This is a genomic window from Pseudoflavonifractor intestinihominis (assembly GCF_040096055.1).
Lineage (GTDB): Bacteria > Bacillota > Clostridia > Oscillospirales > Oscillospiraceae > Pseudoflavonifractor > Pseudoflavonifractor intestinihominis.
Genome location: NZ_JBBMFK010000001.1, coordinates 159,287 through 184,273, shown reverse-complemented (window position 1 = coordinate 184,273; position 24,987 = coordinate 159,287). Strand labels below are relative to the sequence as shown.

Genomic DNA, 24,987 nt, shown 5'->3' with positions numbered 1-24,987 from the left:
GCATCCGGGGCGCGGTGCTCTTTTCGATTCCTTGCACAGCTCGATCTCGTCGGCACAAGCTCTGCATCCCTCGGGGGCCCGCAGGCGGTCCCCCTCCCTCGCGCCGCTGCGCCTCCTCTCCCCAACACAGCCAAGCAGCTGTGTTGGGGCCCCCTCCAGGTGCTTGTAACGCTCCTTGGCGGACGTGCTCTCAGCAACGAGGAGTCCGCCACAAAAAACACCCCCGGGCGCGAATGCGTCCGGGGGTGTCATACGCTTTTCGATTACTTGTACAGCTCGATCAGCTTGGTCAGATGCTCGTAACGCTCCTTGGCGGACTCCTCGTTGCGGGCAAAGAGCTCCTTGGCGCGGTCGGGGAAGGACCGGGTCAGGGAGGAGTAACGGGCCTCGTTCATCAGGAACTCCTGATAGCCGCCAGCGGGGGCCTTGGAGTCCAGGGTGAAGGGGTTCTTGCCCTCGGCCTTGGCAGCGGGGTTGAACCGGAACAGGTTCCAGTAGCCGCACTCGACAGCCTTCTTCATCTCGACCTGGCAGTTGCTCATGCCGCCCTTGATGGAGTGCATCTCGCAGGGGGCGTAGCCGATGACCAGGGAGGGACCGTGATAGGCCTCGGCCTCACGGATGGCGGCCAGGGTCTGGTTGGGGTTGGCGCCCATGGCCACCTGGGCCACGTAGACATAACCGTACTGCATCACGATCTCGGACAGGGACTTCTTGGCCATGGTCTTACCGGCAGCGGCAAACTGAGCCACCTGGCCGATGTTGGAGGACTTGGAAGCCTGTCCGCCGGTGTTGGAGTACACCTCGGTGTCGAACACGAAGACGTTCACGTCCTCGCCGGAAGCCAGGACGTGGTCCAGGCCGCCGTAGCCGATGTCGTAGGCCCAGCCGTCGCCGCCGAAGATCCAGACGGACTTCTTGGCCAGGTACTCCTTCTCGGAGAGGATCTCACGGGCCAGGGTGCAGGCCTCGCAGGAGCACTCGCCGCGGGCAGCCACAACGGACTCCATGGCGGCAACGTACTTCTTGGTGGCCTCGGCGTTGGCCTCGCCGTCCTTCATGGTGTCCAGCCACTCCTGACCGGCAGCAGCGATGCCCTCGTCCACATAGTCGATGGCGATCAGCTGGCGGGTCTTCTCAGCCAGACGGTCGCGGATGGCCTTCTGGCCCAGATAGATGCCCAGGCCGTGCTCGGCGTTATCCTCGAACAGGGAGTTGGCCCAAGCGGGACCGTGGCCGTCCTTGTTGACGGTGTAGGGAGAGGTAGCGGCAGGACCGCCCCAGATGGAGGAGCAGCCGGTGGCGTTGGAGATGTACATCCGGTCGCCGCAGACCTGGGTGACCAGACGGGCGTAAGCGGTCTCGGCGCAGCCGGCGCAGGAGCCGGAGAACTCCAGCAGAGGCTGCTTGAACTGGCTCTCCTTGACGGTCTTGATGCCCTCCATGTCGGCCTTGGGGGCAACCTTGGCCACCATGTAGTCGAACACGGGCTGCTGAGCAGCCTCCTGCTCCTGGGGCACCATGGTCAGAGCCTGGACGGGGCAGTTCTTGGCGCAGACGGAGCAGCCCATACAATCCAGGGGGGAGATGGCGATGGAGAACTTATAGACGCCCTTGCCCTTGCCGGCCTTCACGTCCACGATCTTGGCGGCCTCGGGGGCGTTCTTGGCCTCCTCCTCGGTCAGAGCGTAGGGACGGATGGTGGCGTGGGGGCAGACGTAGGAGCACTGGTTGCACTGGATGCACTTGGAGGAATCCCAGGTGGGGACCATGACGGCCACGCCGCGCTTCTCGTAGGCGGAAGCGCCCTGGCAGAAGGTGCCGTCCACGTGATCCACGAAGGCGGAAACGGGCAGGCTGTCGCCGTCCATCTTGCCCACGGGCTCCAGGATCTCCTTGACCATCTTCACCAGCTCGGGCTTGCCGGTCAGCTCGGTGGTGACGGTCTCGTCCTCGGCGGTGGCCCAGGAGGCGGGCACCTCGAACTTCTTGTAGGCGGTGGCGCCGGTGTCGATGGCCTTGTGGTTCATGTCCACAATGTCCTGGCCCTTCTTCAGGTAGGAGTGGGTGGCGGCGTCCTTCATGTACTGGATGGCCTCTTCCTGGGGCATGACCTTAGCCAGGGAGAAGAAGGCGGACTGAAGGATGGTGTTGGTACGCTTGCCCATGCCGATCTTGGCGGCCAGGTCGATGGCGTCGATGGTGTACACCTGGACGTTGTGGGCGGCGATGTAGCGCTTGGCCACAGCGGGCATGTGCTTGTCCAGCTCCTCATCAGACCACTGGCAGTTGATCAGGAAGATACCGCCGTCCTTCACGTCGCGGACCATGGGGAAGCCCTTGATGATGTAGGAGGGGTTGTGGCAGGCCACGAAGTCGGCCTTGTTGATGTAGTAGGGGCTCTTGATGGGCTTGTCGCCGAAGCGCAGGTGGCTGATGGTCACGCCGCCGGTCTTCTTGGAGTCGTACTGGAAGTAAGCCTGGACGTACTTGTCGGTGTGGTCGCCGATGATCTTGATGGAGTTCTTGTTGGCGCCCACGGTGCCGTCGCCGCCCAGACCCCAGAACTTGCACTCGATGGTGCCCTCAGCAGCGGTGTTGGGGCAGTCGTGCTCGACCAGGGAGGTGTTGGTGACATCGTCCACGATGCCGATGGTGAACTGACGCTTGGGCTCGGCCTTCTGCAGCTCCTCATAGACAGCGAACACGCTCTTGGGCGGGGTGTCCTTGGAGCCCAGACCGTAGCGGCCGCCGATGATGGTGGCCTGACGGCCGGCGTTGGCAAAGGCGGTGACAACGTCCAGGTACAGAGGATCGCCCTGAGCGCCGGGCTCCTTGGTGCGGTCCAGCACGGCGATGTGCTTGGCAGTCTCGGGGATGGCGGAGAGCAGCTTGTCGGCGCGGAAAGGACGGTACAGGCGGACCTTCACCAGGCCAACCTTCTCGCCGTGAGCGTTCAGGTAGTCGATGACTTCCTCGGTCACGTCGCAGATGGAGCCCATGGCGATGATGACGCGGTCGGCGTCGGGGGCGCCGTAGTAGTTGAACAGCTGATAGTTGGTGCCCAGCTTGGCGTTGACCTTGCCCATGTACTCCTCAACGATCTCGGGGAGGGCGTCGTAGTACTTGTTGCAGGCCTCACGGTGCTGGAAGAAGATATCGCCGTTCTCGTGGGAGCCGCGCATGACGGGGCGCTCGGGGTTGAGGGCCCGCTTGCGGAAGGCCTCCACAGCGTCCATATCCACCATTTCCTTCAGATCGTCATAATCCCAGATGGCGATCTTCTGGATCTCGTGGGAGGTACGGAAGCCGTCGAAGAAGTTCAGGAAGGGGACGCGGCCCTTGATGGCGGCCAGGTGGGCAACGGCGCCCAGATCCATGACCTCCTGGGGGTTGGTCTCGGCCAGCATGGCGAAGCCGGTCTGGCGGCAGGCCATAACGTCGGAGTGGTCGCCGAAGATGTTCAGGGACTGGGCGGCCACGGTACGGGCGGAGACGTGGAACACGCAGGGCAGCAGCTCGCCGGCGATCTTGTACATGTTGGGGATCATCAGCAGCAGGCCCTGGGAAGCGGTGTAAGTAGTGGTCAGGGCGCCGGCGGCCAGGGAGCCGTGGACGGTACCGGCAGCACCGGCCTCAGACTGCATCTCGATGACCTTGACAGTGTCGCCGAAGATGTTCTTGCGGCCGGCCGCGGCCCACTGGTCCACGTTGTCGGCCATGGGGCTGGACGGGGTGATGGGGTAGATACCCGCAACCTCAGTGAACGCATAGGATACATGCGCCGCCGCGGTATTGCCGTCCATGGTTTTGAGTTTTCTCGCCATTTTGAACAATTCCTCCTTATGTGAACTTGCATGAATGGCTTCTAAATGATTCAGCGCAGATATTTTATCACCATCTTCCCCGTTTGTAAATTGTCTCTTGTGCGAAACCGGTAATTTTCCCACTATTTTTTTCGTTGGCAGAAATAAGGAGCGAAAAAACCCGGTCAGGACCGCTTTTTTTCTGTCAAAACCGGGCTGCCTTCACCCCCACTTTTCCTGTGGGATTTCTCCCTGTTCTTCCTGTTGTTTCCTGCTTTTCAGCCTGCATTTCTGTCGGTCCGGAGGGCTTCCCTTTTTGCACTCCGGGTGGATGTCCGGACGGCGGGCTCCGTCTGTCCTGCGCTCCTCTCCCGCCATGCCTGACGGCCAAAAAAGCCGGAATACTATGCAGCCAGCAGAGTGTTTTTCGTCTTTGTTAGTGCTATACTGAAAAAAGTGAGAAAGAAGGAGGAGTTTCACATGAAAAAGCGTGCTCTTTCCCTGCTGCTGGCCCTGTGCCTGTGCCTCTCCCTCATGCCCGCCGCCTCGGCATCGGTTGTGGAATCCACCGTCCAGGTCGGCCCCTACACCTTTGAGATATGGTTCGACGGCACGGCCACCCTGACCCGCTATGACGAGTCCCTGGCCGACTCCACCTATGCGGACATTCCCGCCTCCGTCACCGATGAGAACGGGCAGGAGTACCCTGTGACCGTCATCGGGGAAAAGGCCTTTGAGGAGACGAACATCACCGGCGTGACCGTCCCGGACAGTGTAATCTCGATTGGAAGGTTAGCGTTTGCTTATTGCAACTCCCTGTCCGACGTCAAGCTGAGTGAAAGTCTTATCTACATCAACGAACTTGCCTTCGCAAGCTGCGACGCCCTGAAAGAGATTACCATCCCCGCCAGCGTGGAGAAGATGGATAATCCCTTTCGATGGAGCAACGCGCTGGATACCGTCTATATGGAGGGTATGGTAGCCCCTGAATACTATTTCAACCCCTATGCCGCCTACCGCGAGGGCAACGGTGAGGTCGTTTTTATCATCCCCAAAGGGGCTACCGGCTATGAAGACTGGTCCTCACGGAACTTCGTCCACTCCGTCATCTATGAGGGAGAATCCGTCCCCGGATACGGCATCTCTCTGAGTCCCTCCACCGTGGACTTCGGCACCACTCTCACAGGAAATGACTATCAGCCGGAACCCAGGGTTGTCACCGTCACCAACAGCGGCGACAGGTCACTCGTTCTGAAACTGCCTGACGATCGCCCCGATTGGATATTCCACTGGGAGAGCGACTACAGCTGGCTCGGTTCGAGCGTCAGAACTCTGGAAGCCGGAGAGAGCTGTACCTTTACCGTGGAACCCAGACCCGGGCGCGACTATGGAACACACAGCGAGACCGTCACCGTCACCACCCAGGAGGGAGCCAGCGCCGACCTGCATCTGTCCTATACCGTGCAGACTCCGAATTTCCGGGTGACTGTGAGCACGGAGGCCATAGACTTCGGCGCGGTGGAGGTGGGATACGCCCAGCCCGCTCCCCGCAGCATCTCCTTCACCAACGAGGACGACTATAAAATCAGCCTGAACGGGACGTCCGAATTAAGGGTTGAGTGGAGCAAGAGCGGGTTCGTCTATTCGCACGGGCACATGAGCGCACGCATCGCGCCCCACGAGACTGTCACCTATACCGTGCAGCCCCAGACCGGCCTGAAGCCCGGTATCTATATCCAACATGTACGGGGCAACTTCACCAGTTCCCATATTGGCGGGGATACGTTCCAGTCTTTCGATATCCCGGTGACCTTCATCGTGGCGGCGGAAGGGGACCTGCCCTCCTCCTGGGCCGCGGGACAGCTCAGCCAGGCCGCCGTCGCCGGCATTGTGCCCGACAGCTTCGAGAGCCGGTACACCCAGGCCGCCACCCGGGCCGAGTTCTGTGCCCTGGCGGTGAGGCTCTACGAGAAGGCGACGGGCGAGACCATCACCCAGCGGGCCACATTCTCCGACACCACCGACTTCAACGTCCAGAAAATGGCCGGTCTGGGGGTAGTCAACGGCGTGGGCGGCGGAAAATTCGACCCCGGCGGCACCCTGACCCGGGAGCAGGCGGCCACCATCCTGGCCCGCCTGGCGGAGGCCATGGGCCATCCCCTGCCCCAGGCGGCCCCCGCCTTCTCGGACAGCGCAGCCATCGCCTCCTGGGCTGCCGCCGGGGTGGGACAGGTCCAGGCCGCCGGGATTATGGAGGGGAACGGCAGCGCCTTCATCCCTCAGAGCGCCTACACCAGGGAGCAGTGCATCCTCACCGTCCTGCGGCTGTATCAGCTGACCCAGAGCTGAGTTCCCAAGAGAGGTTTTTTCTTGGCAGCCGCCCTTTCTCCGTGGTATACTGATGCCGTATGGAGAAAGGGCGGCGATTTTTATGCTCTGTGAGGTACGCTCTCTGGGTCTGACCGGCGTGGCCGGATATGAGGTGCGGGCCGAATGCGACCTGTCCGGCGGTCTGCCCGCCTTTGATATTGTGGGCTTGCCCGACGCGGCGGTGAAGGAGGCCCGGGAGCGGGTGCGCTCGGCGGTGAAGAACTGCGGCTTTACCTTCCCTGTGTCCCGCATCACCGTGAATCTGGCCCCCGCCGCCCAGCGGAAGGCGGGCACCCTGTACGACCTGCCCATTCTGGTGGGCATTCTGGCCGCCGGCGGCCAGCTCCGGTGCGACCTGTCCCGCTCGGCCTTTGTGGGGGAGCTGTCCCTGTCCGGGGAGGTGCGGCCGGTGGCGGGCATGCTGCCCATGGCCCTGGCCGCCGCCCGGGCGGGGGTGGAGGCCCTCTATGTCCCCGCCGAGAGCGCCGCCGAGGCCACCCTGGCCGGCGGCGGCATGGCGGTCTACCCGGTGGAGAGCGTCACCGCCCTCATCCGCCACCTGACGGGGGAGGAGCCCCTCTCCCCCGCACCCCCCTGGACGCCGGGGGATAACCTGGCCGCCGGGCCGGACTTTGCCGAGGTGAAGGGCCAGGAGCACGTGAAGCGGGCGCTGGAAATTGCCGCCGCCGGGGGACACAACATCTGCATGGTGGGTCCTCCCGGTTCCGGCAAGTCCATGCTGGCCCGGCGTCTGCCCTCCATCCTGCCCGACATGACGGAGCGGGAGGCCCTGGAGGCCACGGAGGTCCACTCGGTGGCCGGGCTCACCACGGCGGAGGAGCCCCTGCTGCTCCAGCGCCCCTTCCGCTCCCCCCACCACACCATCTCCCCCATGGGCATGGCGGGCGGCGGCTCCAACCCCCGGCCCGGGGAGATCTCCCTGGCCCACAACGGGGTGCTGTTTCTGGACGAGCTGCCCGAGTTCAAGCCCGAGGTGCTGGAGGTGCTGCGCCAGCCCCTGGAGGAGGGGCAGGTCACCATCTCCCGGGCGGCGGGCACCGTGTCCTACCCCGCCCGGTTCATGCTGGTGTGCGCCATGAACCCCTGCAAGTGCGGCTGGTACGGCCACCCCTCCGGTCGGTGCCGCTGCACCGAGGCGGCGGTGGAGAAGTACCAGGGCCGGGTGTCCGGGCCCCTGATGGACCGGATCGACCTCCACGCGGAGGTGCCGCCCCTGGAGTTCCACGAGCTGTCCCACGCCGCCCCCGCCGAGTCGTCGGCGGATATCCGGACCCGGGTCAACGCCGCCCGGCGCATCCAGTCGGCCCGCTTCGGCCCGGAGGGTCCCTCCTGCAACGCCCACATGGGCCAGCGGGAGCTGCGGGAATTCTGTCAGCTGGACAGCGCCTGTGAGGCGCTGATGAAGGGGGCCTTCCAGCGCATGGGCCTCACCGCCCGGGGCTATGACCGCATCCTCCGGGTGGGGCGCACCATCGCCGACCTGGACGGCAGCGACGCGATCCAGGTGCCCCATCTGGCCGAGGCGCTCCAGTACCGGCCCGGGGCCTACCTTGTAAAATAACGGATGTAACTATTAAGGAGAACGAACGACATGGACGAGATCATCCTGATGAAGCTGGGCGAGCTGGTGCTCAAGGGCCTGAACCGCCGCAGCTTTGAAGACAAGCTCATCGCCAACGCCCAGCGCCGCCTGAAGCACTGCGGCAGCTTCAAGGTGTACTCCAAGCAGTCCACCATGTACGTGGAGCCCAAGGACGACAGCTGCGACATGGACGCCGCCTGGGAGGCCATGAAGCGCCTGTTCGGCGTGGTGGGTCTGAGCCGCGCCCGGGCCTGTGCCAAGGACAAGGACGCCATGCTGGAGACCGCCAAGACCTACCTCCACGACCAGCTGTCCACCGCCCGCACCTTCAAGGTGGAGGCCAAGCGGGCGGACAAGACCTTCCCCATGACCTCCATCGAGCTGGCCCAGTACGTGGGCGGCGAGCTCCACGACGCCTTCCCCAACCTGGGGGTGGACGTGCACAACCCGGAGCTGACCGTCCATCTGGAGGTGCGGGACTACGCCGCCTTTGTCCACGCCGACCCGGAGCCCGGCGCGGGCGGCCTGCCGGTGGGCATCGGCGGCCGGGCGGTGAGCCTGCTGTCCGGCGGCATCGACTCCCCGGTGGCCTCCTGGATGATGGCCAAGCGGGGCCTGGCTCTGGACATGGTCCACTTCTTCTCCTACCCCTACACCTCCCCCGAGGCCAAGGACAAGGTCATCGAGCTGGCCCAGCTGCTCACCCCCTGGTGCGGCCGCCTGACGGTCCACGTGGTGCCCTTCACCAAGATCCAGGAGGAGCTGCGCCGCTCCTGCCCCGAGGATCTGTTCACCATCCTCATGCGCCGCTTTATGATGCGTATCGCCTGCCGGGTGGCCTACCGGGTGGGCGCGGGGGCCCTGGTCACCGGAGAGAGCCTGGGCCAGGTGGCCAGCCAGACCATGTCCGCCATGCGGATGACCGGCGCGGTGTGCGACCTGCCCATCCTCCGGCCCGTGGTGGGCATGGACAAGGAGGAGATCGTCCGCATCGCCCGGAAGATCGGCACCTTTGAGACCTCTATCCTGCCCTACGAGGACTGCTGCACCGTGTTCACCCCCCGCCACCCCCGGCTGCGGCCCCTGCCCGGCGAGATCGAGGCCGCCGAGGCCAACCTGGACATTGAGGCCCTGGTGGACGAGGCGGTAAAGAATATCGAGCGGATCCAGGTCAACCCCTGAGCCGCCCCTCCTGTTTCGTATATCTTCGCCGGGCCATTCCCGGCGCTTCGGAGGTCTTTTGTTATGACGCATACCGCAGAACTCATCGCAGTAGGCACCGAATTGCTCCTGGGCAACATCGCCAACACCGACGCCCAGATGCTCTCCAAGGGGCTGAGCGCCCTGGGCATCAACGTGTACTACCACACCGTGGTGGGGGACAATCCCCAGCGGCTGAAGGCGGCGGTGGAGGTGGCCAAGGGCCGGGCCGACATCATCATCACCACCGGCGGCCTGGGACCCACCTGCGACGACCTGACCAAGAACGTGCTGGCCGAGTGCTTTGGCAAGAAGCTGGTGTATGACGAGGCGTCCGCCCAGCGGATCCGGGACTACTTCCAGCGGCTCCATCCCGGCCGCCCCATGACGGACAACAACCTCCAGCAGGCCTACCTGCCCGAGGGCTGCACCATCTTCTCCAACGACTGGGGCACCGCCCCGGGCTGCGCCTTTGAGGCCGACGGCGTGCGGGTCATCATGCTCCCCGGCCCTCCCAACGAGTGCTCCCCCATGTTTGAGCACCGGGCCGTGCCCTACCTGCGCTCCCTGGCCGACGGGGTCATCGCCTCCCGGACGCTGAAGATCTTCGGCATGGGCGAGTCGGCGGTGGAGGCCAAGCTGCGGGACCGGATGAACGCCCTCACCAACCCCACTCTGGCCCCCTACGCCAAGACCGGCGAGGTGGAGCTGCGCATCACCGCCAAGGCCCCCACCGTGGAGGAGGCCCGGGCCCTCATCGTGCCGGTGGAGCAGGAGGTGCGGGGCATCTTCGGCCCCCTGGTGTACGGCGCCGACGTCTCCTCCATGGAGGAGGTGGTGCTGGGCCTGCTGAAGGAGAAGGGGCTCACGCTGGGCACCGCCGAGAGCTGCACCGGCGGTCTGGTGGCCAAGCGGCTCACCGACCTGTCCGGCGCCTCCGCCGTGTTCAAGGGCGGCGTGGTGAGCTACACCAATGAGGTCAAGGCCGGGGTGCTGGGCGTGCCCCAGGCCATGCTGGACGAATTCGGCGCGGTGAGCGCCCAGGTGGCCCGGGCCATGGCCCAGGGCGCCCGGAAGGTGCTGGGCTGCGACCTGGCCGTGTCCCTCACCGGCGTGGCGGGCCCCGACCCGGACGACCGGAACAACCCGGTGGGCCTGATCTACGTGGCCCTGGACACCCCCGAGGGCACCCGGGTGCGGGAACTCCACCTCATCAACGGCCGCGCCCGCATCCGTACCGTTGCCGCCACCAACGCCTTCGACATGGTCCGGCGGTATCTCACCGGCCTGCCCGACCGGGACGAATAATGCAGGACAAAATGTCCGGCGCACCTCACGGTGCACCGGACATTTTTTATGCCCTTGGATGGGGCTTCCGCACGTTGGTCAGGACCAGAATATCGTCCCGCGCCTTGTGATAAAACTCCGCCAGCCGGAGCATTGGTATCTTCAGACAGTCCATTGGAGAGTGTGGGAGAGAATGGCTTTCTGTCCTCCGGCGCAGAAATTTTTTCCCGCTCTTTTGTAACCTTTCCCACCCCCTCAACTGTATAATCAGTGAAAGGCCTTTCAATCCATGTAAGGAGCACGCCTATGAAGCCATCCCTCGAAGCGGTAGTAAAAGACTACCAAAATCGTCTCTATGCCGCAGCGTTCAGCGTCTGCAAAAGTCCCCAGGATGCCGAGGATGTGGTCCAGGACACCCTTCTCCAGTACTGGACCCAGAAAAAAGAATTTGAGACGGAGCAGCATGTGCGCGCGTGGCTTCTCCGGGTGGCGATCAACAAGGCGAAAAACAAGACCCGTACCTTTTTCCGGCGGAAAGCGCTGCCGCTGGAGGACTATATGGAAACCCTGGTCTTTGTTTCGGAAGAGTCCTCGGGGCTGTTTGAGGCGGTGATGGCTCTGCCGGAGAAGTACCGCATTGTAATCCATCTGTTTTACTATGAGGATTATACAGTAGGAGAAATCGCGGATATTCTGCACATTACGCCAGGGAACGTGAAAACCAGGCTGTCGCGCGGGAGAGCATCCCTACGCGGCATATTGAAGGAGGCATGGGAAGATGACGAATCGTGAGAAGTATAAGCAGGCTTTTTCCGCCCTTCATGCCTCTCGGGAATTTTCTTTGGAGGTTGAAACCATGAAACATACTGTAAGGCGCCATCAATTGAAAACAGCGGTGGTTCTGGCTGCCGCCTGTATTCTGCTGGTTGGCACTGCCACAGCCACCTATACCGCCGATGTAGGCGGCATCCAGCGCACGGTCCAGCTCTGGATCCACGGCGACCAGACGACAGCCACCATCCAGATTGCTGACGACGGCAGCTACCGCCTGGAGTACCCCGACGAGAACGGCGAGATCCAGGAACAGTCCGGCGGCGGCGTGGCCTTCAATCCCGACGGGAGCGAGCGTCCCCTCACGGAGGAGGAGATCCTGGAAGAGTTGTCCATGCCAGATGTGGAATACCAGGAGAACGGTTCGGTCTGGGTCTACTGGTGCGGCCAGAGCATCGACATCACGGACCGTTTTGAAAACGGCGTATGCTATGTAAAGCTGGAGAACAGCCAGGACACCCTCTATATGACCGTGGAGTATGGAAATGGCTATACCACCAGCCCCCATCGATATGTTATCCCCTGAGATACCGGAAAAAAACGCAAAACAGCGCGCCCCTGTCCCGAAACGGGACAGGGGCGCGCTATTTTTTTAATTCCTATTGGGGCCCATGACATTCTCAGCCGCCCAGATAGGCCTTCTTGACGCTCTCATCCTGGAGCAGGGCGGCGCCGGTGCCGGTGGACACCACGCGGCCGGTCTCCAGCACGTAGCCCCGGTCGGCCACGGACAGGGCCATCTGGGCGTTCTGCTCCACCAGCAGGATGGTGGTGCCCGCCTGGTGCAGCCGCTTGATGATGTCAAAGATCTGCTCCACCAGGATGGGGGCCAGGCCCATGGAGGGCTCGTCCAGCATCAGCAGCTTGGGCTTGGACATGAGGGCGCGGCCCATGGCCAGCATCTGCTGCTCGCCGCCGGACAGGGTGCCGGCCACCTGCTTGCGCCGCTCCTTCAGCCGGGGGAACTGGGCGTACACCCGCTCCAGGCTGGCTGGGATCTCGGCGGCGGGGCGGGTATAGCCGCCCATCTGCAGGTTCTCCTCCACGCTCATTTGGAGGAACACCGCCCGGCCCTCGGGCACCTGGGCCAGGCCCTTGGGGATGAGCTTGTGGGCGGGGATGCCGCCGATGTTCTCCCCCTGGAAGGTGATGGAGCCGGTGTGGCTGTGGAGCAGGCCGGACACGGTCTTCAGGATGGTGGACTTGCCGGCGCCGTTGGCGCCGATGAGGGTGATGATCTCCCCCTCCTCCACGGTGAAGGAGACCCCCTTGACGGCGTGGATGGCGCCGTAATACACATTGATGTTCTCTACGTTCAGCATGGACACGGCGTCACTCACTCCTTCCGGTGCCCAGGTAGGCCTTGATGACCTCCGGGTTGTTCTGGATCTCCTGGGGGGTGCCCTTTGCGATGACCTGGCCGAAGTTGAGCACGCAGATGCCCTCGCAGATGCCCATGACCAGGTTCATGTCGTGCTCGATGAGCAGGATGGCGATCTGGAAGGTGTCCCGGATCTTGACGATGTTGTCCATCAGCTCGGAGGTCTCGGAGGGGTTCATGCCGGCGGCGGGCTCGTCCAGCAGCAGCAGGGACGGGTTGGTGGCCAGGGCGCGGACGATCTCCAGCCGGCGCTGGGCGCCGTAGGGCAGGGAGCCGGCCTTGGCGCCGGCCAGGTCCTGCATGTCGAAGATGCTCAGCAGCTCCATGGCCCGGTCGTGGGCCAGCTTCTCGCTCTTCCAGTAGCCGGGCAGGCGGAAAATACTCTGCCACATGCCGCAGCCCACCTGGTTGTGCAGGCCGATCTTCACGTTGTCCTCCACGCTCAGGTTGGAGAACAGGCGGATGTTCTGGAAGGTACGGGCGATGCCCGCCCGGTTGACCTGGACGGTGTTCATGTTGTGGGTGTCCACGCCGTCCAGCAGCACGGTGCCCCGGGTGGGCTGGTACACCTTGGTCAGCAGGTTGAAGACCGTGGTCTTGCCCGCGCCGTTGGGGCCGATGAGGCCGGCGATCTCAGTGCGGCCGATGGCCATATTGAAGTCGTCCACGGCGGTCAGGCCGCCGAAGTCGATGCCCAGGTGCTGTGCCTCCAGAATGGGGTCCTTGTCGATGTCCCGCTCGGGGATCATGTTCTTGCTGGGCACGGGGACCAGCTTGGTCTCGGGACGAGGTGGTCTGCTCACTGTGCCGCGCCTCCCTTCTGCTCTTCCAGGTCGGCCTTGGTGATGCGGCTCTTCAGCTGGGCGAAGAAGCCCCGGATGGCCGGGTTGTTGGTGGCGATCATGACCAGGATCAGGACGATGGCATACACCAGCATCCGGTACTGATCCAGGTTGAAGCTGCGCAGCAGCTCGGGCAGCACGGTGAGGAAGGCCGCGGCGATGATGGAGCCGCGGATGTTGCCGATGCCGCCCAGCACCACGAAGACCAGGATGAGGATGGAGGTGTTGAAGTCGAATTTCTTGGGGGCCATGGAGGAGTAGTTCATGGCGTAGAGCACGCCGGCGGCGCCCGCCATCACGGCGGAGGTGACAAAGGCCATGAGCTTGTACTTGGTGGCGCCGATGCCCACGCTCTCGGCGGCGATGCGGTTGTCCCGCAGGGCCATGATGGCCCGGCCGGAGCGGCTGTTCACCAGGTTGAGGGTGATGGTCAGGGTGATGAGGATCAGGATGAAGCCGGCGGTGAAGCTGGCCAGCTTGGCGTTGCTGGTAAAGCCCATGGGCCCCTTCAGGATGGACTTGCCGCTCTCGCTCAGGTTGAGGGCCATCTCGTTCTGCAGGGAGAAGTGGAGGCCCTTTTCATCCACGCCCACATAGAGCACATTGAAGATGTTGCGGATGATCTCGCCGAAGGCCAGGGTGACGATGGCCAGGTAGTCGCCCCGCAGGCGAAGCACGGGCACGCCCACGATGACGCCGGCCACGCCGGCCAGCGCCGCGCCCACCACCATGGCGATGGCCAGGCGGAGGCCGTCGTTGGGGATGACGTTCTGGAGGGACATGGCGGCCACCACGCCGGAGAAGGCGCCCACGCTCATGAAGCCGGCGTGGCCCAGGCTCAGCTCGCCGGAGATGCCCACCACCAGGTTCAGGGCGATGGCCATGACCACATAGGCGCAGATGGGCACCAGCTGGCCCTGGATGGAGGGGGACAGCAGGCCGCCGGCGTTGCAGGCCTGGAGGATGATGAAGGCGACGATGACGATGGCGTAGGTGATGGAGTTGTTGACCAGCCGCTTGCGGCCGGTAGAGAGCTTTTTCATATCGGCCACCTCACACTTTCTCGCGGATGGTCTTGCCCAGCAGGCCCGCAGGCTTGACCAGCAGCACGATGATGAGCACGGCGAAGACCACCGCGTCGGAGATGTTGGTGTTGATCACCTTGGCAAAGGTCTCGATGATGCCCAGCAGGATACCGCCCAGCATGGCGCCGGGGATGGAGCCGATGCCGCCGAACACGGCGGCGGTAAAGGCCTTGATGCCGGGCAGGGAGCCGCTGGTGGGGATCAGGTTCTTGTAGCTGGAGAAGAGCAGGGCGCTGGCGATGGCCGCCAGGGCGGAGCCGATGGCAAAGGTCATGGAGATGGTGCGGTTGACGTCGATGCCCATGAGCCGGGCCGCGTCCTTGTTCTCCGAGCAGGCCCGCATGGCCTTGCCCATCTTGGTCTTGCTGGTGAACCAGGTGAGGGCCAGCATGATGACGATACACACCAGCACGGTGACCAGGGACACGTAGGTGATGTTCACCCCTTCAATGGGCAGGGAGCCCTCGGGAATGACGGAGGTAAACACCTTGGGGTCGGCGCCCCACAGCAGCAGGGCGGCGTTCTGCAAAAAGTAGCTGACGCCGATGGCGGTGATGAGCACCGCCAGGGAGGACGCCTGGCGCAGGGGCTTGTAGGCCAGGCCTTCGATGACCACGCCCAGGACGGTACACACCACCACGGCCAGCAGGATGCCCACGATGGGGTTGAGCCCGAAGCTGCCGGTGGCGAAGAAAATCATGTAGGCGCCCACCATGATGACGTCGCCGTGGGCAAAGTTCAGCATCTTGGCGATGCCGTATACCATGGTGTAGCCCAGGGCGATGATGGCGTAGACGCTGCCCAGGCTGATGCCGGTGATGAGATTATTGAGGAAACTCAAGCCATTCACCTCTCTCTGTGTATTTCAGGCACTGTGTATGGCAGAAACATCAGCGGCCCGCCGGGCTGCGGATGTGTCCGCCATACAAACGGATAATACGGGGAAAAGCGGGCTGCCGGGTGCGCCGGCAACCCGCTTTCAATCCCTATGTCAGCGGAGCTGGATCAACTTACTGGGTGACGTACACGCCGCCCTCGACCTTGACCACCACGGGGGCCTTGGAGACCTCGCCGTTGGTGGACCAGGTCATGCCGGTGCCGGTCAGGCCGTCCACGCTGAAGTCGTCGGAGGTGAACTGGGCGATCAGGGCCTCGCAGATGTCCTGGGCGCTCATGTCGGCGGTGATGCCGGCGGCCTGGCAGGCCTCATAGATGGCGTACATGCAGTCATAGCCGTCAGCGGCGAACTGGTTGGGCAGGCCGCCGTAGGCGGACTCGTACTCCTCCACGAACTGGACGGTGCGGTCATCGGTGGCCCAGGCGTTGAAGGGGGTCATGAGCATCAGGCCCTCGGCCAGGGAGGTGTCAAAGCCCTCCAGGTCCAGAATGCCGTCCATGCCGTCGCAGCCGAAGAAGGTGGGCGCATAGCCCATGCTCTTGGCCTGGGACAGGATCAGGGAAGCGGGGGTGTAGTAGATGGGCATGAACACCAGGTCGGCGCCGGCGTCCTTGGCGGCGGTCAGCTGCACGTTGAAGTCGGTGTTGTTGTCGTCGGGGAAGGTCTGGACGGTGACAACCTCCAGGCCGATCTCGTCGGCGGTGGACTGGAAGGCGGTGTAGATGCCGGTGGAGTAGGCGTCGCCGTTGTTGTAGATAACGGCCACCTTGGTGCCCAGGTTGTTATCCTTGATGTAGTTGGCGGCGGTCTTGCCCTGGTTGGGGTCGGTGAAGCAGACCTGGAACACGTTGTCCTTGCCCTCGGTCACGTCGGTGGAGGAGGCGGAGGGGGTCAGCTGGAAGTAGCGGGCGGAGTAGGTCTCGGCGGCCACGGCCACGCAGGGGTTGGTGGTGGTGCAGCCGTAGATGATCTGGGTGCCGTCGCCGATGAGCTTGTTGTAGGCGTTGACAGCCTTCTCGGTGTCGCCCTCATCGTCCTGGAAGTCCAGGGAGAACTGCAGGCCGCCCAGGGCGTTGATCTCCTCAATGGCCACCTCGGCGCCCTGCTTGGTGGCAAGGCCGTACACGGCGGCGGAGCCAGTCAGGGGGCCGATGCCGCCGATCTTGATGGTGCCGGTGGTATCGCCGGTGCCGTTGGTCTCAGTGCCGGTGCTGGCGCTGGGAGCGGGGCTGTTGTTGCCGGTGGTATCGCCGCCGGTGCTGCCGTCGCTTCCGCAGCCGGCGAGCATGGAGAGGCACAGCGCGGAGGCCATTACAAGAGAGAGAACACGAAACTTCTTCATTTCATTTACCTCCTTTAAGGTTGTTGACAATTATAATCTTCGCCTCCGGAATTGTCAACCTCATTCTTGCACAACAGGAGGTCTTTGCACCCTTCCCTCTCTCGGCGCTTTGTACCAATCCGCCCCGTTTCACCCCCCAGCGGGGCGTTTCCGCCGGTCAGATGACCAGGCCGCCGTTGGGGCAAAGCACCTGTCCGGTGATGAAATCCGCCCCCTCCGACGCCAAAAACAGCACGCTTTCCGCCACATCTTCCGCCTTTCCGATGCGCTCCAGAGGGGTCTCCTCCCGCAGGGCGTCCAGGTCCTCGGCGGTGAGATTTCGGTTCATTTCCGTGTCGATCACCCCCGGCGCCACGCAGTTTACCGCAATTCCGGAGGGGCCCAGCTCCTTGGCCAGGGCCTTGGTCAGGCCGATGATCCCCGCCTTGGAGGCGGAGTAGGCCGCCTCGCAGGAGGCGCCCACCTGGCCCCACATGGAGGAAATGGTGATGATTTTCCCCTTTTTCCGGTGGATCATGTGAGGAAGCACCGCTTTACAGCAGTAGAATGGGCCGTCCAGGTTGACGGCCATCAGCTGCCGCCAGTCCGCCGGGGTCATGTCCCCCAACAGGCCCACCCAGCTCCTGCCTGCGTTGCACACCAGAATGTCAAGTTGACAAAATTTATCCAACACATTGTCAACCATAAACTGTACCTGTTCCGGGTCGGCCACGTCGGCCTTCACTGCCATGGCGGTGTGTCCCGCCTCCCGGAGCTCCTCCACCAGGGCCAGGGCCTTCTCCTCGCTGCGGCAATAGTTCACCGCCACGGCGTATCCCGCCCGGGCCAGCCGCCGGGCCGTGGCCGCGCCGATGCCCCGGGATGCCCCGGTGATCAGGGCTGTCTTCTGTTCCATATCTCTCTCCCTCTCAGTCGTTGTTCCGCCAGGTCTCCCGGCGCAGCCACCGGACGCACAGGGGCAGCCAGGTGGCCGCCTGCTCGTCCTGCCAGCCCGGGTCGCCCCCCGACTCGGCGGTGGCGGTGCCCATGGCGTGGGGGCCGTGGCCGTAGTAGTGGAGCTCCAGGGGCACCCCCTGCCGCCGCAGGGCCCAGGCGTAGAGCAGGGTGTTCTCCGCCGGGACGGTGCGGTCGGTGTCCGTGGTCCAAATAAACGTGGGCGGATTGCCCGGCGTCACGCTCTTCTCCAGGGACAGCTTCTCCAGCTCAGTCGGCAGCGCCTCCCGGCCGGTCAGGCGGAAGAAGCTGTCCCTGTGGGCCCACTCCCCCGCCGAGATCACCGGATAACTGAGGATGGCCGCGTCGGGCCGCACCTCCTCGGGAGTCAGGCCCAGCTTCTCCCCGATGACCGGGTCGCCCCACAGGTTGGCCAGGCAGCCCGCCAGGTGGCCGCCGGCGGAAAAGCCGCACACCGCAATGCGGTCGGGCCGGATGCCGTACCGTGCCCCGTTCCGGCGGAGAAAGGCCACCGCCGCCGCGGCCTCCAGCAGGGCCTGGGGCCACCGGTCGGGCTCCACGCTGTAACGCAGCACAAAGGCCTGCACCCCGCCGTGGAGGAAGTCCAGGGCTACCGGCTCGGCCTCGCTGTCTGCGGTCAGCCGGTAGCCGCCCCCGGGCAGGATCAACACGCCCCAGCGCTCTCCCCAGGGCGCGGCTCCGGTCTTCTCCCTGGCGTAGGCAGTCAGGGAGATCTCCGTCGCCCCTTGCGGCAGGGCGGGACAGATCTGTTCCCGTCCGAATCGCTCATATATCATGGTATCGCTCCTCCTTCCGCCCCTGGCGGCCGCTGAACTGTCCTCAGTATAACAGCATTTTCCCCTGCTGCATACCCTCCCCCTCCGCCGCCTTAGAGGCGATTTTATTTTTTCTCAGTCTTTTTTAAAAAAGCTGTTGACAAAGGGCACCTTCGTGGATATAATAGATTTTGCCCTTTGGACGATTAGCTCAGCTGGTACGAGCATCCGCTTGACGTGCGGGAGGTCACAGGTTCGAATCCTGTATCGTCCACCACAGTACAAAGCCCTGAAGCCGTAAGGTTTCAGGGCTTTTGTCATTTTCACGGACAGAACTCTGCCTTTTCGGCGGTCTATTCAAATTAAGCGGAACAATATACGCAGCTTGGAACGCAAAACACCCCAGCGCCATGCTTGAAGCAGGCGCCGGGGTGTTTTCCTGTTTTCCCGTCCGGCAGATGCGGGCGCGCCCCGGTCCAATAAAAAGCACCGGGGTATGCGCGCGATTAGGCGCACCCGAACCCTCCCGGAAACCAGCTCCGGCTGCGCCGTGTCAATTGTCAAAGAGATAGAGCAAATAGCCGTACCCCTCGGCCTCCATCTTGGCGTAGGGGACAAACCGCAGGGCCGCACTGTTGATGCAGTAGCGCACGCCGTTGGGGGACTCGGGATCTCCGGTAAAGACGTGTCCCAGGTGGGAGTCCCCGGCCCGGCTGCGGACCTCGGTACGGTGCATGCCGTGACTGTCGTCCGGGAGCTCCACCAGAGCGGGCGCTTCGATCGGCTTGGAAAAGGCGGGCCAGCCGCAGCCGCTCTCAAACTTGTCCGTGGAGGAGAACAGCGGCTCGCCGGTGACCACGTCCACATAGATGCCCTTCTCAAACTGATTCCAGAATTCGTTGGCAAAGGGCCGCTCGGTGCCGCTCTCCTGGGTGACCCGGTACTGCTCGGCGGTCAGCTTGTCCCGGATGGCCTCCGCCGCCGGCTTCTGGTAGTCGCCGGGGTCGATGTGCAGCTGGGAGAAGAGCCGCATCTCCTCCCGGGGAATGTGGCAGTAGCCGCCGGGGTTCTTCTCCAGATAGTCCTGGTGGTACTCCTCCGCCGGATAGAAGTTCACCAGCGGGCCGATCTCCACAAAAAACGCCTTGCTGCGGCTGCGCTCGATGTCCGCGATGCGCTCCACTGTCTCTCTGGCCTTGTCATTGGTGTAGTAGACGCCGGTCTGATACTGGCTGCCCTTGTCGTTGCCCTGCTGGTTCTGCACCGTGGGGTCGATGACGTAGAAGTAGGCCAGCAACAGGGCATCCAGGCTGACCTGCTCCGGGTCGTACTCCACCCGCACCGTCTCTCGGAAACCGGTCTCGCCGGTGGAGACCGTCCGGTAGTTGGCGTCGGCCTCACCGGTGCCGTTGGCGTAACCGCTCTGGGCGTCAATCACGCCGGGGATGGACTGCATCACCAAGGCCGCCGAGGCGGGATACACCGAGAATGTGGCCCTGCCTCTGTTCCTCAACACCCTGCTGGGCACCCTCTTTGTCTCGGTCCTGCTGTTCATCCTCTACCGGGGCTGGCGGGTCAAGGGCAGCGCGGACCGCAAGAGCTGGAAGGACATCCCCAGGTTCAACCGCAACCAGTGGCTCACCCTGGCGGCCATTCTGGTCATGGTGGTGTGCGTGGTGGTGTTCAAGACCGACATCGGCCTGACCTGCTTCCTGCTGGCCTGCATCCTGGTGGCCCTGAAGGTGGCTGACATCCGGGAGGGCGTCCAGTCCATCCCCTGGAACACCATCCTGCTGATCACCGGCATCGGCGTGCTGATGAACGTGGTCATCACCGCCGGCGGCATTGAGCTGCTGGCCAGGGGCCTTGCCAGCATCATGATCCCCCGCACCGCCCCCGCCCTCATCGCCCTGGCCTCCGGCGTCATGAGCTGGTTCAGCTCCACCTCCGGCGTGGTCATGCCCACCATGATCCCCACCGTGCCCGCCATCCTGTCCAACCTGGGCCCCGGGGCCGCCTCCATCCCGCCCATGCTGATGGTGTCCGCCCTGACGGTGGGCTCCTCCTGCGCCGGTATCAGCCCCGCCTCCACCGGCGGCGGCCTCATCATGGCCTCCCTGGCCGGCGACCTGAAGGACCACAACATCCCCCTGGACCACAACAAGCTCTTTATCAAGCTGTTCCTCACCTCCATCTTCTCGGTCATGATGGCGGTGCTCTTCGCCTTCATCGGCGGCTATAACTTCACGCCCTACGGCTGATAGGGCAGCAAGGAGGAAATTTTATGTGAATGACCATAAGTGAAAAGATCCTGGCCCGGGCCTCCGGCCGGTCGTCGGTCAAGGCGGGTGAAATCGTCTGGGCCAAGGTGGACAAGGCCATGATGGACGACATCCTGGGCCCCCGGGTGGAGATTGCGGAGAAGCTGAAGCTGCTGGGCGCCAAGGTCTGGAACCCGGACCGGGTGACCATTATCTCCGACCACTACACGCCCCCCGCCAACGCCAAGCAGGCGGAGATTGTCAAGTTCACCCGGGAGTGGGCCTGTGAGAACCATGTGGAGCACTACTACGAGTTCGCCGGTCCCTGCCACCAGGTGATGGTGGAGAAGGGCCGGGTGGCCCCCGGCGAGGTGGTGGTGGGCACCGACTCCCACACCTGTACCTACGGCGCCCTGGGGGCCTTCGCCACCGGCATCGGCTCCACCGAGATGCTGGGTGTGCTGGCCACCGGCGAGATCTGGCTCAAGGTGCCCCAGACCATCCGCCTGCGGTTTGACGGCGCCCTCCAGCCCGGGGTCATGGCCAAGGACGTGGCCCTGCGGGCCATCGGCACCGTGGGCCACAACGGCGCCACCTACAAGGCCATGGAGTTCTGCGGCTCCACCTTCCGGTCCATGATCATGGACGAGCGGCTGTGCGTGGCCAACATGGCGGTGGAGGCGGGCGCCAAGAACGGCCTCATCCCCTATGACAGCATTACCCAGGCCTATCTGCGGGAGCTGGGCGTGGACGGCGGCTGGCCCTGCGAGAGCGACCCGGACGCGGTGTACTGTCAGGACCTGCACTTTGACGCCAGCGCCCTGGAGCCCCTGTGCGCCTGCCCCCACGAGGTGGACAACGTGGCCCCGGTCCGCCAGGTGACCGATGTTGCCATCCATCAGGCCTATCTGGGCTCCTGCACCGGCGGACGGTATCACGACCTGGCCCAGGCGGCCAGCCTCCTCCGGGGCAGAAAGATTGCCAAGGGCATCCGCCTGCTGGTGTCTCCCGCCTCCCGGGAGATCACGGTGGCCGCCTCCGCCCTCACCGGACGGCTCACTGACCCCCGGGATATCTGTTAACGGAAAGGAGGCCCCTTATGTCACATCTGATTTACGGCACCGCCCTGAAATACGGCGACAACATCAATACCGACATCATCTCTCCCCCGGCCTACATGGAGCTGTCCATCGAGGAGGCGGCCCGGTACGCCATGAGCCCTGTGGAAGACACCTTTGCCGCCCGCTGCAAGCCGGGCGACCTCTTTGTGGCCGAGAAGAACCTGGGCTCCGGCTCCAGCCGGGAGACCGCCCCCCTCACCCTCCGTGCCCTGGGCATCAAGACCATTGTGGCCCAGTCCTACGCCCGTATCTTCTACCGCAACTGCATCAATCTGGGCATTCTGGCCATCGAGTGCCCTGAGACCGACAAGATCTCCGAGGGCGATAAGCTGGAGATCGACTACCAGAACGGCGTCATCCACAACCTGACCACCGGCCGGGAGCTGCCCTGTGACCCCATCCCCAGCCATATCATGGACCTGGTGGCCCGGGGCGGGCTGGTGGAGTACCTGAAGGGACGCATCAAGACATCATAAGGAGGTAACGTTATGCACCCTGAAATGGAGGCCCTGTGCTGCGCCATTGTCCGCGGCGGCACCAGCAAGGGCATTTTTATCATGAAGAACGAGCTGCCCGCCGACCCCGTCCTGCGGGACAAGGCCATTCTGGCCATCTACGGCAGCCCCGACCTGCGGCAGATCGACGGCCTGGGCGGCGCGGACACCCTCACCAGCAAGCTGGCCATCATCGGCCCGGCCACCAAGGAGGGCGCCGACGTGGACTACACCTTCGGCCAGGTGAGCATCACCGACCCCTTTGTGGACTACGGCGGCAACTGCGGCAACATCTCCTCCGCCGTGGGCCCCTTTGCCATTGACATGGGCCTGGTGGAGGCGGTGGAGCCGGTGACCACGGTGCGCATCCACCTGACCAACACCGGCCGCATCCTCACCGCCCAGGTCCCCGTCAGGGGCGGCAAGGCGGCGGTGGAGGGGGACTTCGCCATTGACGGCGTACCCGGCACCGGCGCCCGCATCACCCTGGACTGGTCGGACGTGGTGGGCGGCATCACCGGCCGCCTGCTGCCCACCGGCAGCCCCAGGGACGTGATCCAGGCCGGCGGCAGGGACTACTGCGTGTCCGTGGTGGACGCGGGCAACGTGGTGGTGTTCATCCGGGCCGAGGAGCTGGGCCTCACCGGCACCGAGACCCCGGCCCAGATCGACGGCGACCAGGCCCTCATGGACCGCATTGAGGAGATCCGGGGCAAGGTCTGCCAGAAGATCGGCCTGGTGGAGCGGTGGGAGGACGCCAGGCGGCTCACTCCCTATCAGCCCTTCTTCGCCATGGTGAGCGCCCCCGCCGCCCACACCTGCTTCAACGGCGTGGAGGTGGCGGCCGACCAGGTGGACGTGGTATCCCGGCTCACTTTTATGCTCAAGATGCACAAGGCCTACCCGGTCACCGGCACCGTGGCCACCGGCGCGGTGGCCCGGGTACAGGGCAGCGTGGTGTGGGATCTGCTCAGCGACAAGGCCAAGGCGGACGGCGTGCTCCGCATCGGCCACCCCTCGGGCATCATCCCCATCGAGGCCCTGGCGGACAGCGCGCCCGGCCGCACCGAGATCAAGAAGCTGGGCGTGTACCGCACCGCCCGCATGATTATGGAGGGACAGGTCTATGTCCGGAAGGAGGTGTTCCATGGCTGAGTCCAGAAAAATCCGGCTGGTGGAGGTGGGCCCCCGGGACGGCCTCCAGAACCTGAAGGACTATCTGCCCGTCCGGGAGAAGCTGGCCCTCATCGACGGCCTGATCCAGGCCGGGGTGTCCCACCTACAGATCACCTCCTTTGTCAGCCCCAAGGCCATCCCCCAGATGCAGGACGCCGAGGAGGTGGCCCGCACCTGCCTGGAGCGCTATCCCCAGGCCGATCTGTTCGCCCTGGTGCCCAACCTGCGGGGGGCCCAGACCGCCCAGCGGCTGGGCATGAAGAAGGTGGCCAACGTCATCTCCCTCAGCGAGAGCCACAACAAGGCCAACATCAACCGCACCCGGGCCCAGTCCCTGGAGGAGCTCTCCCGCATCCGGGACAGCCTGCCCGAGCTGGAGGTGTGCGTGGACGTGGCCACCGCCTTCGGCTGCCCCTTTGAGGGCCGGCCCGCCCGGCAGGCCCTGCTGGACTTTGTGGGCCAGGTCCACCAGCTGGGCGTCCGGACCTTCTGCCTGTGCGACACCATCGGCGTGGCCGACCCGGCCCAGGTCCGCGGCTCCCTGACGGCGGTGAAGGCCGCCTTCCCCGACAGCGCCTTCCAGGTCCATATCCACGACACTCGGAACATGGGCATGGTCAACACCCTGGCCGCCATCGAGTGCGGCGCCGGCGGCGTACAGTCCACCCTGGGCGGCCTGGGGGGCTGCCCCTTTGCCCCCGGCGCCTCGGGCAACACCGCCACCGAGGATCTGGTGTACATGCTCCACCTGATGGGCTACGACACCGGCATCGACTTCGACCGCCTGCTGGCCCTGGCCAAGTCCTTCCACGCCGCCGTGCCCGGCAATTACAGCAGCCACCACATCCATATCGCTCAGAACCCCTGCTGCTGAGCCCCGAAATCCATACCGGGAAGGGCTGCAAGCCGCTGTTTTCCTCCGAAAACAGCGGCTTGTCCCTTTTGGGCCGGCCGGAAAGGGGATTCCACGGTATTCCAGGCGGTTTCGGATTGTCCGGCGGCAGAATTCCTGATATAATGTCCAGGCCCCGGCGCGGTCCGCTCCGGGGTGAGACACGGCGCAGGCCGTATCTTTTTAAGGAGGCATTTTTATGATTCAGGAAGAATTCGCCCAGATTCTCTCCTTTTATCAGGGCCGGGGCGCGGCCAGCGACCAGAATGAGCTGGTGGCGCTGCTGCGGGAGACCCAGGAACTGTACGGCGGCGTCATCCCCCAGCACGCCCTGGACGAGATCGCCCGCGTCCTGGGCTTCCGGGAGACCTTTCTCCCGGCTGTGCTCAGGCGCTACCCCTCCATCAAGACCGAGGCGGTGCGGCACAGTCTGACCGTGTGCCAGGGCCCCTCCTGCGGGCGGCGGCGGGAGCTGCTGGACTTTCTGTCCAGAGAGTACGGCGTGGAGCCCGGCGGCGTGGCTCCGGCGGGCTTCCGGCTCCAGACCGGCGGCTGCATGAAAAACTGCGGCAAGGGTCCCTGCGTCCGGTGGGACGGCGTTGTCCACACCGGCATGACCCCGGACGCCCTCCGGGCCCTCATCGAGAAGAAATGAGCGAAGCGGACCC

The 24,987-nt window shown here is 64.2% G+C and carries 21 protein-coding genes and 1 tRNA gene; 13 read left to right on the top strand and 9 right to left on the bottom strand.

Annotated elements, in window-relative coordinates; translation table 11 throughout:
- Positions 1-263 precede the first annotated feature (263 nt).
- The gene (gene nifJ, locus WMO64_RS00880) at positions 264-3,827 is read right to left on the bottom strand and encodes a pyruvate:ferredoxin (flavodoxin) oxidoreductase (protein ID WP_349230695.1); all 3,564 of its coding nucleotides are present in this window, start codon (positions 3,825-3,827) and stop codon (positions 264-266) included.
- A gap of 459 nt (positions 3,828-4,286) precedes the next feature.
- Between nifJ and WMO64_RS00875 the strand changes: the two genes are divergently transcribed.
- The 6 genes from WMO64_RS00875 to WMO64_RS00850 all read left to right on the top strand — a co-directional run bounded on the left by WMO64_RS00875 (position 4,287) and on the right by WMO64_RS00850 (position 11,623).
- On the top strand, positions 4,287-6,155 hold the full coding sequence (locus WMO64_RS00875) for a leucine-rich repeat protein (protein ID WP_349230694.1): 1,869 nt from the start codon (positions 4,287-4,289) through the stop codon (positions 6,153-6,155).
- Between the two features lie 82 nt (positions 6,156-6,237).
- Entirely contained in the window at positions 6,238-7,758 is a 1,521-nt protein-coding gene (locus tag WMO64_RS00870; RefSeq protein WP_349230693.1) for a YifB family Mg chelatase-like AAA ATPase, read from the top strand.
- Between the two features lie 30 nt (positions 7,759-7,788).
- On the top strand, positions 7,789-8,961 hold the full coding sequence (gene thiI, locus WMO64_RS00865; RefSeq protein WP_349230692.1) for a tRNA uracil 4-sulfurtransferase ThiI: 1,173 nt from the start codon (positions 7,789-7,791) through the stop codon (positions 8,959-8,961).
- Between the two features lie 63 nt (positions 8,962-9,024).
- On the top strand, positions 9,025-10,287 hold the full coding sequence (locus WMO64_RS00860) for a competence/damage-inducible protein A (RefSeq protein WP_349230691.1): 1,263 nt from the start codon (positions 9,025-9,027) through the stop codon (positions 10,285-10,287).
- A gap of 285 nt (positions 10,288-10,572) precedes the next feature.
- Positions 10,573-11,058 (top strand): RNA polymerase sigma factor, encoded by a 486-nt coding sequence (locus WMO64_RS00855; RefSeq protein ID WP_294518953.1) that lies wholly within the window; start codon positions 10,573-10,575, stop codon positions 11,056-11,058.
- A 64-nt stretch (positions 11,059-11,122) separates the two neighbouring features.
- The gene (locus tag WMO64_RS00850; protein WP_349230690.1) at positions 11,123-11,623 is read left to right on the top strand and encodes a hypothetical protein; all 501 of its coding nucleotides are present in this window, start codon (positions 11,123-11,125) and stop codon (positions 11,621-11,623) included.
- A gap of 94 nt (positions 11,624-11,717) precedes the next feature.
- Here the strand turns inward: WMO64_RS00850 and WMO64_RS00845 are convergent, their stop codons facing one another.
- The 7 genes from WMO64_RS00845 to WMO64_RS00815 all read right to left on the bottom strand — a co-directional run bounded on the left by WMO64_RS00845 (position 11,718) and on the right by WMO64_RS00815 (position 18,396).
- Positions 11,718-12,419: an ABC transporter ATP-binding protein gene (locus WMO64_RS00845; RefSeq protein ID WP_294518982.1), complete on the bottom strand. Its 702-nt coding sequence runs from the start codon at positions 12,417-12,419 to the stop codon at positions 11,718-11,720.
- A 10-nt stretch (positions 12,420-12,429) separates the two neighbouring features.
- Positions 12,430-13,227 (bottom strand): ABC transporter ATP-binding protein, encoded by a 798-nt coding sequence (locus WMO64_RS00840; protein WP_294518979.1) that lies wholly within the window; start codon positions 13,225-13,227, stop codon positions 12,430-12,432.
- 50 nt (positions 13,228-13,277) lie between these two features.
- Positions 13,278-14,363, bottom strand: a complete 1,086-nt coding sequence (locus tag WMO64_RS00835) for a branched-chain amino acid ABC transporter permease (protein WP_349230689.1) — start codon at positions 14,361-14,363, stop codon at positions 13,278-13,280.
- 10 nt (positions 14,364-14,373) lie between these two features.
- Entirely contained in the window at positions 14,374-15,246 is an 873-nt protein-coding gene (locus WMO64_RS00830; RefSeq protein WP_294518944.1) for a branched-chain amino acid ABC transporter permease, read from the bottom strand.
- A gap of 169 nt (positions 15,247-15,415) precedes the next feature.
- Positions 15,416-16,645, bottom strand: a complete 1,230-nt coding sequence (locus tag WMO64_RS00825; RefSeq protein WP_349230688.1) for an ABC transporter substrate-binding protein — start codon at positions 16,643-16,645, stop codon at positions 15,416-15,418.
- Positions 16,646-16,802: 157 nt separating this feature from the next.
- Positions 16,803-17,540 carry an elongation factor P 5-aminopentanone reductase gene (gene ymfI / locus WMO64_RS00820; protein ID WP_294518938.1) on the bottom strand — a complete coding sequence of 246 codons (738 nt, stop codon included), beginning with the start codon at positions 17,538-17,540 and terminating at the stop codon, positions 16,803-16,805.
- 13 nt (positions 17,541-17,553) lie between these two features.
- Positions 17,554-18,396, bottom strand: coding sequence for an alpha/beta hydrolase (locus tag WMO64_RS00815; RefSeq protein WP_294518936.1), 843 nt, complete (start codon positions 18,394-18,396; stop codon positions 17,554-17,556).
- Positions 18,397-18,575: 179 nt separating this feature from the next.
- On the opposite strand from WMO64_RS00815, the gene WMO64_RS00810 reads away from it, so the two are divergent.
- Positions 18,576-18,652: transfer RNA gene (locus WMO64_RS00810), tRNA-Val, on the top strand.
- Positions 18,653-18,928: 276 nt separating this feature from the next.
- Here WMO64_RS00810 and msrB read toward each other — a convergent pair.
- Positions 18,929-19,831, bottom strand: a complete 903-nt coding sequence (msrB, locus tag WMO64_RS00805; protein WP_349230687.1) for a peptide-methionine (R)-S-oxide reductase MsrB — start codon at positions 19,829-19,831, stop codon at positions 18,929-18,931.
- Here msrB and WMO64_RS00800 point away from each other — a divergent pair.
- From WMO64_RS00800 to WMO64_RS00775, 6 genes are all read left to right on the top strand, one after another.
- Entirely contained in the window at positions 19,821-20,636 is an 816-nt protein-coding gene (locus tag WMO64_RS00800) for an SLC13 family permease (protein ID WP_349230686.1), read from the top strand. The genes msrB and WMO64_RS00800 overlap by 11 nt on opposite strands.
- 29 nt (positions 20,637-20,665) lie before the next feature.
- Positions 20,666-21,718 (top strand): aconitase/3-isopropylmalate dehydratase large subunit family protein, encoded by a 1,053-nt coding sequence (locus WMO64_RS00795; protein WP_349230685.1) that lies wholly within the window; start codon positions 20,666-20,668, stop codon positions 21,716-21,718.
- Between the two features lie 17 nt (positions 21,719-21,735).
- The gene (locus WMO64_RS00790) at positions 21,736-22,233 is read left to right on the top strand and encodes a LeuD/DmdB family oxidoreductase small subunit (RefSeq protein ID WP_349230684.1); all 498 of its coding nucleotides are present in this window, start codon (positions 21,736-21,738) and stop codon (positions 22,231-22,233) included.
- A 12-nt stretch (positions 22,234-22,245) separates the two neighbouring features.
- A complete protein-coding gene (locus WMO64_RS00785; protein ID WP_349230683.1) occupies positions 22,246-23,406 on the top strand; it encodes a 2-methylaconitate cis-trans isomerase PrpF family protein in 1,161 nt (386 codons plus the stop codon).
- Positions 23,399-24,301: a hydroxymethylglutaryl-CoA lyase gene (locus WMO64_RS00780; protein WP_349230682.1), complete on the top strand. Its 903-nt coding sequence runs from the start codon at positions 23,399-23,401 to the stop codon at positions 24,299-24,301. Before WMO64_RS00785 ends, WMO64_RS00780 begins: the two co-directional genes overlap by 8 nt.
- A gap of 217 nt (positions 24,302-24,518) precedes the next feature.
- Complete coding sequence (locus WMO64_RS00775) at positions 24,519-24,974, top strand: NADH-quinone oxidoreductase subunit NuoE family protein (RefSeq protein ID WP_349230681.1); 456 nt, start codon at positions 24,519-24,521, stop codon at positions 24,972-24,974.
- The last annotated feature ends 13 nt before the right edge of the window (positions 24,975-24,987 follow it).

Coding starts and splice junctions, on each gene's coding strand:
- WMO64_RS00795 (WP_349230685.1), top strand. CDS start 20,666: ATGACCATAAGTGAAAAGATCCTGGCCCGGGCCTCCGGCCGGTCGTCG.
- WMO64_RS00850 (WP_349230690.1), top strand. CDS start 11,123: ATGAAACATACTGTAAGGCGCCATCAATTGAAAACAGCGGTGGTTCTG.
- nifJ (WP_349230695.1), bottom strand. CDS start 3,827: ATGGCGAGAAAACTCAAAACCATGGACGGCAATACCGCGGCGGCGCAT.
- WMO64_RS00815 (WP_294518936.1), bottom strand. CDS start 18,396: ATGATATATGAGCGATTCGGACGGGAACAGATCTGTCCCGCCCTGCCG.
- ymfI (WP_294518938.1), bottom strand. CDS start 17,540: ATGGAACAGAAGACAGCCCTGATCACCGGGGCATCCCGGGGCATCGGC.
- WMO64_RS00875 (WP_349230694.1), top strand. CDS start 4,287: ATGAAAAAGCGTGCTCTTTCCCTGCTGCTGGCCCTGTGCCTGTGCCTC.
- WMO64_RS00800 (WP_349230686.1), top strand. CDS start 19,821: ATGGACTGCATCACCAAGGCCGCCGAGGCGGGATACACCGAGAATGTG.
- WMO64_RS00845 (WP_294518982.1), bottom strand. CDS start 12,419: ATGCTGAACGTAGAGAACATCAATGTGTATTACGGCGCCATCCACGCC.
- WMO64_RS00775 (WP_349230681.1), top strand. CDS start 24,519: ATGATTCAGGAAGAATTCGCCCAGATTCTCTCCTTTTATCAGGGCCGG.
- WMO64_RS00855 (WP_294518953.1), top strand. CDS start 10,573: ATGAAGCCATCCCTCGAAGCGGTAGTAAAAGACTACCAAAATCGTCTC.
- WMO64_RS00790 (WP_349230684.1), top strand. CDS start 21,736: ATGTCACATCTGATTTACGGCACCGCCCTGAAATACGGCGACAACATC.
- WMO64_RS00860 (WP_349230691.1), top strand. CDS start 9,025: ATGACGCATACCGCAGAACTCATCGCAGTAGGCACCGAATTGCTCCTG.
- WMO64_RS00785 (WP_349230683.1), top strand. CDS start 22,246: ATGCACCCTGAAATGGAGGCCCTGTGCTGCGCCATTGTCCGCGGCGGC.
- WMO64_RS00870 (WP_349230693.1), top strand. CDS start 6,238: ATGCTCTGTGAGGTACGCTCTCTGGGTCTGACCGGCGTGGCCGGATAT.
- msrB (WP_349230687.1), bottom strand. CDS start 19,831: ATGCAGTCCATCCCCGGCGTGATTGACGCCCAGAGCGGTTACGCCAAC.
- WMO64_RS00825 (WP_349230688.1), bottom strand. CDS start 16,645: ATGAAGAAGTTTCGTGTTCTCTCTCTTGTAATGGCCTCCGCGCTGTGC.
- thiI (WP_349230692.1), top strand. CDS start 7,789: ATGGACGAGATCATCCTGATGAAGCTGGGCGAGCTGGTGCTCAAGGGC.
- WMO64_RS00840 (WP_294518979.1), bottom strand. CDS start 13,227: ATGATCCCCGAGCGGGACATCGACAAGGACCCCATTCTGGAGGCACAG.
- WMO64_RS00835 (WP_349230689.1), bottom strand. CDS start 14,363: ATGAAAAAGCTCTCTACCGGCCGCAAGCGGCTGGTCAACAACTCCATC.
- WMO64_RS00780 (WP_349230682.1), top strand. CDS start 23,399: ATGGCTGAGTCCAGAAAAATCCGGCTGGTGGAGGTGGGCCCCCGGGAC.